Source organism: Fructobacillus sp. ChS1-6f1-1-27, from assembly GCF_059579415.1.
On record NZ_JCAOER010000011.1, the window covers coordinates 17,477 to 32,105 of the forward strand.

The 14,629-nt window shown below is 45.3% G+C and carries 13 protein-coding genes; all 13 read left to right on the plus strand.

Annotated features, from left to right (window positions below; genetic code table 11):
• Nucleotides 1-78 precede the first annotated feature (78 nt).
• Entirely contained in the window at nt 79-1,419 is a 1,341-nt protein-coding gene (locus AC5162_RS05545) for a bifunctional metallophosphatase/5'-nucleotidase (protein ID WP_496534265.1), read from the plus strand.
• A 22-nt stretch (nt 1,420-1,441) separates the two neighbouring features.
• Entirely contained in the window at nt 1,442-2,263 is an 822-nt protein-coding gene (locus AC5162_RS05550) for a YutD family protein (RefSeq protein ID WP_496534266.1), read from the plus strand.
• 92 nt (nt 2,264-2,355) lie between these two features.
• Complete coding sequence (locus AC5162_RS05555; RefSeq protein WP_496534267.1) at nt 2,356-2,916, plus strand: biotin transporter BioY; 561 nt, start codon at nt 2,356-2,358, stop codon at nt 2,914-2,916.
• An 8-nt stretch (nt 2,917-2,924) separates the two neighbouring features.
• Nucleotides 2,925-3,944, plus strand: coding sequence for a biotin--[acetyl-CoA-carboxylase] ligase (locus tag AC5162_RS05560; RefSeq protein ID WP_496534268.1), 1,020 nt, complete (start codon nt 2,925-2,927; stop codon nt 3,942-3,944).
• Between the two features lie 9 nt (nt 3,945-3,953).
• Nucleotides 3,954-4,547, plus strand: coding sequence for a non-canonical purine NTP pyrophosphatase (locus AC5162_RS05565; protein WP_496534269.1), 594 nt, complete (start codon nt 3,954-3,956; stop codon nt 4,545-4,547).
• A gap of 84 nt (nt 4,548-4,631) precedes the next feature.
• Complete coding sequence (locus tag AC5162_RS05570; protein ID WP_496534270.1) at nt 4,632-5,651, plus strand: tRNA dihydrouridine synthase; 1,020 nt, start codon at nt 4,632-4,634, stop codon at nt 5,649-5,651.
• Nucleotides 5,652-5,783: 132 nt separating this feature from the next.
• The gene (locus AC5162_RS05575; RefSeq protein WP_496534271.1) at nt 5,784-6,929 is read left to right on the plus strand and encodes a cation:proton antiporter; all 1,146 of its coding nucleotides are present in this window, start codon (nt 5,784-5,786) and stop codon (nt 6,927-6,929) included.
• Between the two features lie 90 nt (nt 6,930-7,019).
• Nucleotides 7,020-8,558, plus strand: a complete 1,539-nt coding sequence (gene murE, locus AC5162_RS05580) for a UDP-N-acetylmuramyl-tripeptide synthetase (RefSeq protein WP_496534272.1) — start codon at nt 7,020-7,022, stop codon at nt 8,556-8,558.
• Nucleotides 8,551-9,774: a bifunctional phosphopantothenoylcysteine decarboxylase/phosphopantothenate--cysteine ligase CoaBC gene (gene coaBC / locus AC5162_RS05585; RefSeq protein ID WP_496534273.1), complete on the plus strand. Its 1,224-nt coding sequence runs from the start codon at nt 8,551-8,553 to the stop codon at nt 9,772-9,774. The genes murE and coaBC overlap by 8 nt, the downstream gene beginning before the upstream one ends.
• Nucleotides 9,775-9,819: 45 nt before the next feature.
• Entirely contained in the window at nt 9,820-10,077 is a 258-nt protein-coding gene (locus tag AC5162_RS05590) for a hypothetical protein (protein WP_496534274.1), read from the plus strand.
• 235 nt (nt 10,078-10,312) lie between these two features.
• The gene (argS, locus tag AC5162_RS05595; protein WP_496534275.1) at nt 10,313-12,004 is read left to right on the plus strand and encodes an arginine--tRNA ligase; all 1,692 of its coding nucleotides are present in this window, start codon (nt 10,313-10,315) and stop codon (nt 12,002-12,004) included.
• A gap of 41 nt (nt 12,005-12,045) precedes the next feature.
• Nucleotides 12,046-14,115: a PBP1A family penicillin-binding protein gene (locus tag AC5162_RS05600; protein WP_496534276.1), complete on the plus strand. Its 2,070-nt coding sequence runs from the start codon at nt 12,046-12,048 to the stop codon at nt 14,113-14,115.
• Nucleotides 14,116-14,170: 55 nt separating this feature from the next.
• Nucleotides 14,171-14,527 carry a YlbF family regulator gene (locus AC5162_RS05605; RefSeq protein ID WP_496534277.1) on the plus strand — a complete coding sequence of 119 codons (357 nt, stop codon included), beginning with the start codon at nt 14,171-14,173 and terminating at the stop codon, nt 14,525-14,527.
• Nucleotides 14,528-14,629 lie beyond the last annotated feature (102 nt).

Consider the following 14,629-nt stretch of genomic DNA (forward strand, 5'->3'; position numbering starts at 1 on the left):
TTTTATGTAGGGATTTTTTTAATAAAAGTATTCTGCCCGGGCGGCTTTGATGATAAGATAGGAGAAAAGGAGTAGCCAATGGAAACGATTCAATTTCGACACACCAACGATATGCACTCGCACTTCGAGTTCTGGCCTCGGATCCAGCGGTTTTTGCTGGCACCAGCGGCGGCAGAGCAAACGGTGTTGAACTTTGATATTGGCGATGCAATTGACCGTTTCCACCCATTAACTGATGCAACCCTTGGTAAGGCCAATGTTCAACTGATGAACCAGGCCAACTATGCGGCTGCGACGATTGGCAATAATGAGGGCCTTTGTGTGTCACACGGTGACTTGAACCACTTGTATGATGAGGCTAACTATCCAATCTTACTGGCCAACATGGAAGAGTTGCCAGCGCAGGCCCAGCCAAAGTGGTCAAAACCGTACCAGGTCTTTACCAGTCAGAAGGGGACGAAAATTGCAGTTTTGGGTATGACGGCTCCTTACCAATTAACCTACCGGTCACTTGGCTGGGGACCAAAAGAGCCAAAGGATGTCTTGGACAGTTTACTACCAGAATTGCGTCAGCAGGCTGACATCGTCGTGCTGCTGTCCCATTTGGGTCTGCCAACTGACCGTGAATTGGCCCAAAAGTATGATATTGATGTGATTATTGGTGCTCATACCCACCACGTTTTGCCAGTTGGTGAAATGAAAAACGGGACTTTACTAGCTGCTGCAGGCCGGTACGGTGACCATGTTGGTCAAGTCGATTTGACCCTGAATGATCACCACCAGGTTGTCAAAAAAACGGCGAAAGCGATGTTGTCGGACCAGTTGACTGAAGAACCGGGCGACCAGACCGTTATTGATGGCTTCTTCCAGCAGGGATCCGAGCTAGAACGGGCAAACCAGGTGGTTGAGTTAGACAGCCCTAAAACGGTTGAAGACCAGGCGGAATCCTGCTTGAAAGCTTTGGAAGACTTCTTTGATTTGCCAGTGTCATTTTGCTCAACTGGGTTGTTTTTAAAAGACTTACCAGCAGGCCAAACAACGGCAGAAGATTTCTTAGAGTCGATGCCCCATGCGATTAACCCGATGATGGTTAAACTATCGGGTGAAGACCTCAAGGCTGTCTACCACGACTTTGAACAAGACCAGCCCCAATTATTGAACTATAAAATGAAAGGTGCTGGTTTCCGTGGCAAAATCTTTGGGCAAATAAAGACTCATGGTCTTGCCTATAATGACAACCACCAATTACTATATAATGGTCAAGTCGTTTTGGATGACCAAGAATATCAGATTGCTACATTGGACCATTACCGTTGGATTGACTTTTTCCATGAATTAGATGACGCGCCAGTTGAAATCCATTTGGAGATTTTTTTACGCGAATTATTAGCCAAGTACTACCAAAGACTACAGAGCTAAGTTGGCTTGAGATAGAGGAACTATGAACCACGAGACCTTAAAAGAACGAACGGAAAGTCAGCAAGCTGAACGTGAAAAAGAATTCACGGTCAGCGTTTTTGGCGATGAGATTACCATTGATGGGTTGAAGTTGACCTTGTTGGAAAACTTCAAGGATGCCTTTGATTCAGGTAAATTGGCTATTCGCTATACCCCCTTGTTAAAGCAATATGACTATATTGTTGGCGACTTGTCAGCTGACCAGCTCCGCCTTCGTGGTTTCTACCAAGAAGACCGGCAGGTTAGTGCAGACCAAAAAATTACGGCTTTGGCGGACTATCTTTATGAAACGGTTAACTTCGGAGCACCTTATTTTATTTTGGCTAACAATGCGCCGGCCTTCCGTTCTGTCCAACTCCATGATTACTTGTTGGAGTGGGGAAAGGCTGGTAAGAAAAATGAGAAAAACAACCAGTCGAAGTCTCGGTCAAAGTCCAATAATCGTAACCATAACCAACATAAGGGCAATGGTCAAAAGCAAGGTCACCAATCGGCTAAGGTTAGCAACCGGCCCAAGGCTAAGCATAAGTTTACTCAAAAGAACCGAAATAATGGTCAAAAACGTGAGCAAAACGAGCTGAACCAGGTTAAAAAACAAAACCAGGGACAGCCAGCTAAACCTAAAAAGCCAAATAAGTCCCAGTCGAAAAACAAGGCAACCAATGCTGGACAGGGACAAAAAAATAATAATGGCCAATCAAAGGCTCACAATCGACGGTCAAATAATCAGGAGAAAAAGAGTCAAAATCAACGGCATAATAAGCGTTCTTTTACGATTAAAGACCGAACGAGAGACCAAGACTAGCAGCTTTGCTAGTCTTTTTTAATCTCTTTATTGACATTAGTAACCCGATTTTATAATATAGGGTTACTGATTTTAAAAGAGAATGGAGATAGATGATGAAATCATCACGGTTACAGGATTTGACGACAGGGGCTATGCTACTGGCTCTTTTAATTGTATTTGCATTGGTACCAGGGGTGCCACTAGGATTTATCCCAGTACCAGTTGTGGTTCAAAACTTAGCGGTGATGCTGGTTGTCTTGGCTTTGGGGGCTAAGCGGGGCACTTATGTGATGGTTGCCTTTATTATTCTAGCAGCCATCGGCTTACCAGTATTGTCTGGTGGTCGCGGTGGCTTGGCTGTTTTGGTCGGCCCAACAGGTGGCTATATCTGGGCTTGGTTACTAATGCCAGCCGTTTACTGGCTGTTAAACCGGGCCTTGTTCCGGAAGACCTTAACTGATAAAGCAGTCTGGTGGCAAAGTCTCTTGCTTTTGGTTGTCGTTGACTTTGTTATGGTCTTTGGACTTGGTGCTTTATGGTTAGCACTGACCAGTCATGTTGCCTTTTGGCCAGCCTATTTGGCCAACGTGGCCTTTATGCCAGGGGACTTGCTGAAGATTGTAATTGCAGTGGCGATGAATGAATCATTAACGGTCATTAACCGCCGTTAGGAGAACGAATGGTTGCAACAAAATTAACAACGAAAGACCGGGTTTTACAAGACTTGGTTGACCATGCCGGGACCTTTTTGTCGGGGGATAAGCTGGCAGCTGACTTATCAATTTCACGAGAGTCGGTTTGGAAGGCTGTTAACACCTTGAAAAAAGATGGCCACCGGATTGAGTCAAAGAAAAAGACGGGTTACGCCTATTTAGGGAGTAGTCATGTCAATTTGGTGGCTTTAAACCGCTGGTTTGACATACTTGGAATTGAAGAAGACCGACCTGGAATTCAAATCTTTGATGATATTGGTTCCACTCAGACTTATGCCAAGGATTATTTAGCTAAGCATCCTAGCAAACAGCCACAGGCCTTTATTGCCCGGGGCCAATCAGCGGGGTATGGCCGGCAGGGACGGGACTTTTACTGCCCCAAAGACCGGGGCTTATACATTTCTTTGGTCATTCCGGTTGACCCTGAGCAAAATTTGGCACCAAGTTTATTAACAACCTCAGCTGCGGTCGCTCTGGTAACAGGACTAAAGCAGTTTTTTCCAACAAAAGACTTCCGATTGAAGTGGGTTAATGACCTGATTTTGGACAGTCACAAGGTTGGTGGTGTTATCACGGAAGGAGTCTTTGACTTTGAAAGTCAGCAGTATTCCGCTGTTGTAATCGGCTTTGCGATTAACCTGTTACCAGCAGATTATCCTGCAGGGATTACGAACAAGGCCCAACCAATTTTAAGTGCTGACCAAGACCTTGATTTAAGTGCAATTACAGCGGTATTATTAAAGGAACTGTTGCAAGCTGGTCGGACTTACCATGAAAAGACTTATTTGCCAGCTTATAAAGAAATGTCGATGCTAATCGGTCATGAAATCACTGTTCAGGTTGGGACAAAACTGATTGTGGGTCAGGTTAAAGATATTTCGGACTTGGGTGGCTTGGTTGTTTTGAACCGGCAAACCGGTCGGGAAGAGACCCTTTATGCCGGTGAAGTGACGAAGATTAAGCTATTCGAAAACTTGAATTTGTGAGGGACTAAGATGGACTTTGTTTTTGCGTCGAATAACACGGCTAAGACCAAGGAAATGGCTGTTTTAGCTGAAAAGATGGGCCATACCATCACGAATTACCGTGATCTTTTAGGTAAAAAGTTGTCTTTTCCGGCTGAAACAACTGATTCCCAGGTTGAAAATGCCAAAACAAAGGCCAATTTTGTTCACCAGTACTTACCAGACCATTGGGTCTTGGCCGACGACACTGGCTTATATTTAAAAGCTTTTCCAGACCGGTTTGGCGTGACTTCATCGCGGGAGTTCCACCAATTGGGGGCCATTGGCGTTGAAGCAGAAATGAACTATATCTTAGGCCTTTATGACCAGGGGCAAGACCGGTCAGCTCATTTATTGGCCGTCTTAGCCTTGGTTGGCCCTGATGACCAACACTTTATCGCAGAAGGCCGTGGTGGGGTTAAGGTGGCTAACGAAGCCAGGTCGGGTGACTATATTGGCGGCCTGGATGACATTATGGAAGCTGAAAATGGCAAGACCTTGTCTGAAATGAATTTGGACGAAATTATTGAATATCATGACCGGTCGCGAGCACTTGCTGACCTGGTTAAGCAATTAGACAGCTGAGGCTGTCTTTTTTTGAAATCTTTTGTAAATCGTGCTAGAATACGTAGGTTATTTTACTGGGCCGAAAAGGTCGAAAGGAGGGCGATGATGCCTGTAAAGAGTGCATTTTGGCAAAATGTTGTCGACTCAGCCAAGGACCAAGATGGCAACCAACGGCCATTCTTTTCAATGGCGCCAATGGAAGCGGTGACGGACACGATTTTTCGTCGTGTGGTTGCCCAAGCAGGTGGACCAGACCTGTACTATACTGAATTTACTAATGCAGCCTCAATGGTTCATCCGAAGGCTAAGTTCTCCGTCCAGGGTCGGTTGGCCGTGGCAGAAGGTGAACAGATGCCGATTGCTCAAATCTGGGGTTCAAAGCCGGAACTCATCGCTGGGGCTGCCAAACTCTTGCCTGAAATGGGTTACCAGGCCGTTGATTTGAACATGGGTTGCCCTGATGGGACCGTGATCAAAAACGAAGCGGGGTCAGACTTGATCCGCCACCCAGACCGGGCAAAGGCCCTCATTGCTGGGGCGAAGGAAAGCGGCTTGCCAGTTTCTGTTAAAACCCGGTTGGGCTTTTATAAGACAGAAGAATACCATGATTGGTTAACGATGCTTTTCCAACAAGATATCCAGGTTTTGACGATTCACTTGCGAACTCGTAAAGAAATGTCGAAGGTCGATGCTCACTATGAATTTATCGACGACATTGTTGCGATGCGCGATGAATTAGCGCCAGACACGCTTTTGCAAATTAATGGGGATATCAAAAACTACCAAGAAGGAATCCAGTTAGCCAAGGACCACCCGGGCGTTGATGGGATTATGATTGGTCGGGGTGTCTTGGAAGACCCCTATGCCTTTAACGAAGTAGAAGAAGGCCACAGTTTGCAGGAATCGATTGGCTTGTTGAAACTTCAACTAGACTTGTTTGACGAGGTTAACCAGCAAGAAGTTTCAAAGAAAAACTTTGAAGCATTGAAGCGGTACTTTAAGATTTACTTGCGCGGTTTCCCGCATGCAGCGAAATTACGGCAATTACTAATGGAAACTCACCAGACGGCAGAAGTTCGTCAACTCTTGGATGAACATGTGCCAGGGTTAGTGGCTGACTAGTAAGTTTGCTTATGGTATACTGAAGATATTGAATATTAATTTTGGTTGAGGTTCGACTCAAGGTGTTACCTAACGGGGGAGTTAGGTACGCTTTGAGTCGGCCTTTTTTATTTGCCGGGAAGGATGTAGGAAATGGAGTTGTGGGTACTAGCATTAATGTTACTAACGGCCTTTTTGTTGGCAGGCTTAGCGGAACGGTTGGGGGTGCCAGCTGTAGTGGGTCAAATCATGGCCGGTATTCTTTTAGGTGGGGCTGGGTTGTCATTGATTTCAACCAGCCACCAAATTGAGGCCTGGGCGGAAATTGGTGTCTTGCTCTTGATGTTCTTGGCTGGGATTGAATCAGACTTGGACTTGCTGAAAAAACACTTGAAGCAGGCGACCAGTGTTGCTTTGGCTGGGGTGGTGACCCCCTTTGCCGTCTTTACAGTCTCAGGGTGGGCCTTGGGTCATTCCAACCAGAGTGCCTTGTTTTGGGCAGTCCTATTTTCAGCCACCTCGGTTTCCATTACCGCTCAAATCCTAACGGAATATGGCCAGGTTAAATCGGAGGCCGGGACAACAATCTTAGGAGCAGCTGTCTTAGATGACATTATTGCGATTTTAATGTGGACGGTTTACCAAACAACTTTTGGCTTGGCTGGTGGTCACAGCCAACCATTATGGCTGACAATCTTACTCATGGCCGTTTTCTTAGTTGTAGTTGTAATCGCCTTGTTCAAGTTTTTGCCAGTTGTACTTGGCTGGGTTGGTAAGTTAGCCTTACCTGGTGCTATCTTAGCCTTTACGGTTGGATTGGTTTTGCTACTGGCGGATGGGGCTGAAAATCTTGGCTTGTCAGGGGCAATTGTGGCCTTTTTGGTCGGCGTTGTCTTTTCCCGGCAAAAGGAGTCTCACTCCGTTGAACGGGGCATTACCGTGATTGGTCAAACGATCTTTATCCCAATTTTCTTTGTTAACATTGGTTTGAAGGTGACCCTCCATGGTCAGTTAGGACACTTACCCTTGATCGTCTTGCTCACAATTTTAGCGGTTATGACCAAGTACTTCGGTGCCTTTGTTGGGGCCAAGATGGTTAAACTCTCTAACCGGGATAGTCGGATTATTGGGGTGGGGATGGTTTCTCGAGGGGAAATGGCGATTGTAATCGCTGATTTAGCACTGTCTTACCATGCTTTGACCCAGTCAAACTATGCGATGTTGATCATTGTGATTTTGCTGACGACAATTTTTACGCCGATTGCTTTAAAGCCGTTATTAACTGGCGGGCAAAAGTAGGACTGAATTTGTCAGAAAAATAACTGACAAAAAGGCTCAACCCTAGTCCTTAGTTGCTCCAATTCCAAACTGCTATGCTATAATAAAAACATGAAATTATCGAGCCAAGAAGTACAAAATATATTAAATGAACACGGACTTTTGACGGAAAGTCCAGCAACTGACCAGGCCTTTGACCACCTCCACTATGACAGCCGTCAAGTAAAAGACCAGACCCTTTTTGTTGTTAAGGGAGCCTTTAAGGCGGAATACTTAAATGGTGTGACTGGTGTGGCGGCTTTAGTGACTGAAAAGAAGCTCGATGTCGCTTTGCCTCAGTGGTTAGTGACCAACAGTCAAAAGGCCTTGGCCGTGTTGTCGGCGGCTTACTTTGACCACCCGGAAGAAAAGTTATGGATTGGGGCCTTTACCGGGACCAAGGGGAAGACGACGGCGGCTTACTTCGCTTATACGATGCTAAAAGCCGGAACAAATAATAAGACGGCCCTCTTTTCAACAGTCGACCGGATTACCGGACCAAAACCAGAGGATAAGAAGAAGTCCGACTTAACAACGCCTGAATCCTTTGAGCTTTTTAAAGATATGAAAAAGGCTGTGGATAATGGGATGACCCACCTGGTGATGGAAGTCTCTTCTCAGGCTTACTTGTTAAACCGAGTTTACGGGTTAACCTTTAACGTTGGGGCCTTTTTGAATATTTCACCAGACCATATTGGGCCAAACGAGCACCCAACCTTTGAGGATTACTTAGCCCATAAGGAAATGCTCTTAGACAATTCTGACCAAGTCATTATTAATGCGGGGATGGACCACTATGACGAAGTCAGTGGTCGCGCCAGTGCCCACCATGATAAAGTCTATACCTATGGCCGGGCGGACAATGCCAGAAAGCCGTTGGTGACCTTTACTAGTCAAGAAAGTGCCTTGCATGAGTCCAAAATGACGGCGAAGGCAGAAGATAGCTTGTCGGAACTAGCTGAAATGGGTGGTCGGTATCGGTTGAATTTGCCGGGAGACTTTAACGAAGAAAATGCCATGGCGGCCTTGATCATGGCGACCTTGGCTGGAATTAGTCATGAAGCAATGGTGACGGGCCTTGATACGGTCACCATTCCGGGCCGGATGTTATCACTTTCATTGCCTGGGCACGGGGTTGCCTTCGTTGATTACGCTCATAACTATGTGTCATTGTTGTCACTCTTGGCCTTTGCCAAGGAACAGTCACCAAGGGGCCAGGTCATTGTTGTCCTTGGGGCTCCTGGAAACAAGGGGGTTTCTCGTCGGGCCGACTTTGCCAAAGTCTTATCGGCTAAGGCCGACACTGTCTTCTTGACAGCTGATGACCCCCAGTATGAGGACCCAGCAGATATTGCGAAGACGATTGCCGCTGGAATTACGAATGACCAAGTCCAAGTTCATTTTGAAATGGACCGGATAACGGCTATTCACCAGGCAGTCGCCTTGGCAGGACCACACGACTTGGTGGTTGTGGCCGGTAAGGGGGAAGACCCTTATCAAAAGGTTGGCGGAGTCGACACGCCTTATGTCGGTGATTATGCAGTCGTGCAAGATTGCCAGACCCGGTTAGAAGCTGGACAAACATTGATTGGGGGCAATGCTCATGGTTAATGGATTAGAAGAAAAACACGTATTATTGGCCGTTTCAGGTGGGATTGCAGCTTATAAGGCAGCGGATTTAACCCGGTTGCTTGTTAAGGCTGGGGCTGATGTCAAGGTGGTCATGACCACTGCTGCTGAAGACTTTATCCCGGCTAAGACGTTAGCAATTTTGTCTAAGAACCCGGTTTTAACCGACGAATCTTGGCAGGATGCTTCTGCTGCGGTTGACCATGTGGCGCTAGCTAAGTGGGCGGACGTTTTGCTTTTAGCACCAGCAACGGCTAATACTGCTGGCAAAATTGCCCAGGGTTTGGCCGATAATGTTTTGACTACAACTTTAGTGGCCTTTGATGGTCTAAAAGTGATGTTGCCGGCAATGAACAATCAAATGTGGGAGAACCCTGCGGTCAAGCGGAACATCTCACAGGTCAAAGAAGATGGTTGGCAGGTCTTAGGACCGGATACTGGTTTTTTGGCTGAAGGCTATGAAGGCAAGGGGCGGATGGTTGAACCAAGTGCCGCGATTGAGTATTTGACGGATGCCTTTTCTAAAAAGGACCCGGCTGACTTGTTTTTGGCTGGTAAGAAGGTGGTCATTACTGCTGGTGGGACGAAAGAACCAATCGACCCAGTTCGCTATTTGACTAATAAGTCCTCTGGTAAGATGGGCTATGCTTTGGCAGAAGCAGCAGTTCAAGCCGGGGCCGAGGTGACCTTGGTGGCCGCAACGAAGCGTGCTGTCAACCCGGCAATCAACCTCGTCTTAGTTGGTCAAACGACTGAAATGTTGACAGAAGTTCAATCTGCAATGACTAGTGCCGATATCTTTATTGGTGCAGCAGCAGTTTCTGACTTCCGGGTTGCTGAAGTAGCAAAACATAAGGTTAAAAAACAGGGGAATGACCACCTGGTCTTAGACCTAGTTCAAAATCCTGATATCTTGCAAACCGTTGGTCAAGCAAAAAAGCCTGGTCAAGTGGTTGTCGGCTTTGCCGCTGAAACTCAGAACTTGCTAGAAAATGCTAAGAAAAAGCTGACTAAGAAAAATGCGGATATGATTGTCGCTAACAATGTCTTAGAAGACCAGGCCGGCTTTAATAAGGATACGAATAAAGTGACCTTAGTACTGGCAAATGACCGAGAAATTGACCTTGGCGTTCAGCTAAAAACCACTTTGGCAGAAGACATCTTAGTTGAGACGGCGAACTTGCTTAACCACCGGTAACTTGTGGTATAATAAGGAACTAGCAAAAGTAATCAGGAGGCTGTAATGAGCAAGGCAGACGAAGAACAAGAATCCAAGTACCATGTCGGGGATGTGCTACTTGCCCCAGCTTATGGCAACTTGGACCAACCTTTTACCGGTAAGGTTGAAAAGATATACGAAAACTCATTGTTGGTCGAAATTATTGAAAACGACCCAGCTGACCAACCAACGGTCAACGAGATGAACCACCGGGCAATTGTTCGGATGTCAGAAATTGAAGTCATCGAACAAGCACCGGCAGATGAAAGTGCCAAAGACTAAGGCTTTTCATTTGTTTGAAAAAGAAAGAAGATAGGCCCCCAGTAAATAGTGACCTTGGCAGTAGTGGAAGCCAGGGGCTGGACCTGATCCGCGCACCTTTTTCTCACTTTAAAACTTGATAGAAAGTGGTCGATTCGACTATTAGAGTGGTACCGCGGGCAGGGCTCGTCTCTTTCAAACGATAAGAGGCGGGCCCTCTTTTACAAGCAAAATCAACGAATTAAAGGATAAACAAATGGCAACTAATGAAGCAGTTACCACCGCATTACAGGCGGTTTTACCAGACTTAAGTACAGCAGAAATTGCTGAAAAAATTGAAGCACCAAAGGATTCAAAGATGGGGGATGTCGCCTTTCCAACTTTTACTTTGGCCAAGGTTTTGAAAAAGGCCCCTCAGCAAATTGCTGCTGACTTGGTTGAAAAAATTGACCAATCCGGTTTTGAAAAGGTTGTTGCTACTGGTCCTTATATCAACTTTTTCTTGGATAAGAAGCAGACCACTGCACAAACTTTGGCCAAGGTTTTGCAAGATGGCATGGCTTATGGGCAAAACCAAGACGGTCAAGGACAAAAGATTACCTTGGATATGTCGTCACCAAATATCGCCAAGCCAATGTCAATGGGCCACTTGCGGTCAACTGTAATTGGGAATGCCTTGGCGAACTTGGCTGCTAAAAACGGCTATCAACCCGTTAAGATTAATCATTTGGGTGATTGGGGAACTCAGTTTGGTAAGTTGATTTATGCTTATAAGACTTGGGGATCTGAAGAAGAAGTTAAAAACGATCCAATCGCGACCTTGTTGAAGTACTATGTTGAATTTCATGACAAAGCAAAGCAAGACCCAAGTTTGGACGATGAAGGCCGGGCTTGGTTTAAGAAGTTAGAAGATGGTGACCCCGAGGCACAGAAGATTTGGGCTTGGTTCCGAGAAGAATCTTTGAAGGAATTTACCGAAATCTATGACCGCTTGGATATCACCTTTGACTCCTTTAACGGTGAGGCTTTCTATAACGACAAGATGGATGATGTTGTCAAGCAGTTAGAAGACAAGGGTATCCTTGAAGAATCACAGGGTGCTCAAATTGTTGATTTGTCATCCATTAACGAAAACTTGACGCCTGCCATGATTAAACGGACCGACGGGGCTACCTTATATATGACCCGTGATTTGGCTGCAGCGATTTACCGTAAGAATACTTATAACTTTGCCAAGTCACTTTATGTGGTTGGGGGCGAACAGCGTGAACACTTTGTTCAGTTAAAGGCGGTCTTGTCACTGCTTGGTTTGGATTGGGCCGATGATGTCGAACACATTCCATTTGGTTTGATCACTTTTAACGGGAAGAAGATGTCAACTCGGAAGGGTGATGTAGTCTTGTTGAAGGACGTTTTGGACGATGCTCACGAATTGGCTTTAACTCAAATTAATGAAAAGAACCCCGGCTTGGCCAATAAGGACCAGGTTGCTGAAGAAGTTGGCGCTGGTGCCGTAGTCTTCCATGATTTGATGAATGACCGGACGAACAACTTTGACTTTAAGCTAGAAGAAGTTGTCCGCTTTGAAGGTGATACCGGACCATACGTTCAATACACCAATGCCCGGGCTCAATCAATCTTGCGTAAGTCCGGTCAGGAAATTAACCAAAGTTCAATCGAACTTGACGACCCACAAACTTGGGAAATTGTGACGACTTTGGCCGCCTTTCCCGAAACGGTTCAGCGGGCCTTTGACCACCGCGAACCGTCAGTAGTGGCCAAGTATGCTTTGACTTTGGCACGAACTTTTAACAAGTATTATGCTAACTCAAAGATTTTGGCCGATGACGCTGGCTTGAACGGTCGGTTGGCCTTAGTACAGGCAGTTTCTGAAACGTTAACTGTTGCCTTAAACATCTTGGGTGTGAAGGCACCAAAGGAAATGTAAGGATATTTTTATTGTTTTAACTGGGCAATTAAGGAAAGCAAATGAAATCTCTTAAGAATACTGCCTTTGGGCAAAAATTTGGTCCAGTTTGGCACCGCTACCAGCTGGGTCGACTATTAATTTTGACCTTTATGACCTTCTTCTTGCTCTTGTCGGTTTACTTAGTCGGGATGGCTAAGGCGACCCATGTTCAAAAGCTTGAAAGATCGCTGTCACAAACAACCAATGTTTATGATAGTTCAGGTGATAAGGCCGGTTCGCTATACTCACAAAAGGGAACCTACGTCGGTTATAACGACATTTCGCAGAATATGCGAGACGCGGTCTTGTCAATTGAAGATCGAAACTTTTATCATGAACATGGCTTTTCTGTTTCTGGGTTAGGACGGGCTGCCTACCTATACGTTCGTAACCGCTTAACCGGATCAGATGTTATTTCAGGTGGTGGGTCAACAATTACCCAGCAATTGGTTAAAAACGCTTATTTGACCCAGGAGCAGACCTTTACTCGAAAGTTAAAGGAAATATTCTTGTCGATGCAAGTCGAACAAGTCTATACAAAAAACCAAATTTTGACGATGTACTTGAACAACGCCTGGTTTGGAAATGGGGTTTGGGGTGTCGAAGATGCCTCTGAAAAGTACTTTGGCGTTCATGCCAAGGACTTAAATACGGAGCAAGCAGCTACTTTGGCCGGAATGTTGACCAATCCAGCTGGCTTTAACCCGATTAATAACCCTAAACGGTCAAAGGAACGACGAAACGTTGTTTTGCAGACCATGTATGAAAATAAGAAGATTAGTAAGTCAGAAGAAAAGGCTGCTCAGGCAACTGATATCGTTGTTCATGATAATTACCAAAGTGACGATACTTATCGGTACCCTTGGTTCTTCGATGCGGTCATTAGTGAAGCGCAATACAAGTATGGCTTGAGTGAAACTGATATTATGAACCACGGTTACAAGATTTACACGACCTTGAACCAAAAAGACCAAGAAAACTTGCAAAACGATTATAAGAATAACGCGAACTTTGGTAATCAAAGTGATGCCCAAGCAGCGTCAATTCTCTTGGATGCCAAAACTGGTGGTGTTCGAGCTGTTATTGGTGGTCGAGAAACTACCCACACTTTCCGTGGCTTTAACCGGGCCACTCAGTCAGAATTGCAGCCTGGATCGATTATTAAGCCACTGGTTGTTTATACACCGGCCTTGTATGCAGGTTATAAGATTACTGACAAGTTGCCAAACAAGAAGACCACTTTCGGTACGAACAACTACTCACCTAATAACGCCTTGAACGTTCAAACGGCGGATGTCACGATGTATGAAGCCTTGGAGCATTCATATAACATTCCAGCAGTTTACCTCCTGGATAAGATTGGTGTTAACGTTGGTTGGGAGTGGGGTAAGAAGTTCGGCTTGAACTTGACCAGCTCTGATAAAAACTTGTCATTAGCCCTTGGTGGTTTGACCACTGGGGTTTCACCTCGAGAAATGGCTCAGGCCTATACTGCCTTTGCCAACGGTGGAACAATGTCTGAAGCTCACTATATTACTAAGATTGTTGATTCATCTGGTAAGACAATTGTGGCTTCACCAAAGTACAAGCAAAAGAAGGTTATTTCAAAGTCAGTCGCTAACAAGATGACGAAGATGATGCTTGGAACTTATTCAAGTGGAACTGGTAAGGGCGCTAACCCAAGTGGTTATACTTTGGCCGGTAAGACCGGAACGACTGAGAACACTAACGATTCGAACAACGCTAATTCATCAAAGGATTCATGGGCCATTGCCTATACCAGTGATGTTGTTGAAGTTAACTGGGAAGGTCTTGAAGGTAATACGACGAGCTCATTGCCAATTGGTTTGATGCCAACGATTGGTTATCTGGTTAAGAATTCGATGGCTCAAATTTTGCCAAATACCAAGGATACCAACTTTACTGTTACCGATGCTAATAAGTCAACTAGTGATTCAACGACTAGCTCTTCAAATACTTCAACGGCCTCAGCCTGGGTTAATAACGCAGCTAAGACGGTTCACAGTGGGGTTAATACCACGGTTGCCGGTGCCTCAAAAGTATGGGATACTATTAGCGGGTTGTTTTAGTTTTTAACAGTCAAAAATTTAAGAGCCACCAATGGTGGTGGCGAAAGGATAGACAATGACAGTCAACATTTATGATAATGCCAATGAAATGGCTAAGGTATTGGTCGAAACAGAACAGTACCAAGCCTGGCAAGCTGCCTTTGACGCAGTTCAAGGCGACCAAGAATCAAAGGAATTGTTCAAGCAATTCCAAGAAATTCAAATGAAGGTCCAACAAATCATGCAAGCTCAACAAGCTCCTTCAAAAGAACAAGAAGCTGAATGGGATGGTGTGGCTAAGAAGGTCCAAGAAAACGATAAGATCAAGGCCTTGATGTCAGCTGAACAAGTGTTGAACACTTTGCTTGGTGACATTAACGAAATCGTGACAAAGCCGGTTTCAGAGGCTTACGCCAAGACGCAACAAGCATAATTAACAAAAAAGACGGTAGGTAAAACTGATATGAACCCCGAAATTTGGACAACCAAATTTCGAGGTTTTTATTATGTCCAAATTATCAAAAGAAGACAAAGT

What these genes read in the sequence shown, in the direction of transcription:
- AC5162_RS05545 (WP_496534265.1), top strand. Translation starts at nt 79, where the DNA reads ATGGAAACGATTCAATTTCGACACACCAACGATATGCACTCGCACTTC.
- AC5162_RS05550 (WP_496534266.1), top strand. Translation starts at nt 1,442, where the DNA reads ATGAACCACGAGACCTTAAAAGAACGAACGGAAAGTCAGCAAGCTGAA.
- AC5162_RS05555 (WP_496534267.1), top strand. Translation starts at nt 2,356, where the DNA reads ATGATGAAATCATCACGGTTACAGGATTTGACGACAGGGGCTATGCTA.
- AC5162_RS05560 (WP_496534268.1), top strand. Translation starts at nt 2,925, where the DNA reads ATGGTTGCAACAAAATTAACAACGAAAGACCGGGTTTTACAAGACTTG.
- AC5162_RS05565 (WP_496534269.1), top strand. Translation starts at nt 3,954, where the DNA reads ATGGACTTTGTTTTTGCGTCGAATAACACGGCTAAGACCAAGGAAATG.
- AC5162_RS05570 (WP_496534270.1), top strand. Translation starts at nt 4,632, where the DNA reads ATGATGCCTGTAAAGAGTGCATTTTGGCAAAATGTTGTCGACTCAGCC.
- AC5162_RS05575 (WP_496534271.1), top strand. Translation starts at nt 5,784, where the DNA reads ATGGAGTTGTGGGTACTAGCATTAATGTTACTAACGGCCTTTTTGTTG.
- murE (WP_496534272.1), top strand. Translation starts at nt 7,020, where the DNA reads ATGAAATTATCGAGCCAAGAAGTACAAAATATATTAAATGAACACGGA.
- coaBC (WP_496534273.1), top strand. Translation starts at nt 8,551, where the DNA reads ATGGTTAATGGATTAGAAGAAAAACACGTATTATTGGCCGTTTCAGGT.
- AC5162_RS05590 (WP_496534274.1), top strand. Translation starts at nt 9,820, where the DNA reads ATGAGCAAGGCAGACGAAGAACAAGAATCCAAGTACCATGTCGGGGAT.
- argS (WP_496534275.1), top strand. Translation starts at nt 10,313, where the DNA reads ATGGCAACTAATGAAGCAGTTACCACCGCATTACAGGCGGTTTTACCA.
- AC5162_RS05600 (WP_496534276.1), top strand. Translation starts at nt 12,046, where the DNA reads ATGAAATCTCTTAAGAATACTGCCTTTGGGCAAAAATTTGGTCCAGTT.
- AC5162_RS05605 (WP_496534277.1), top strand. Translation starts at nt 14,171, where the DNA reads ATGACAGTCAACATTTATGATAATGCCAATGAAATGGCTAAGGTATTG.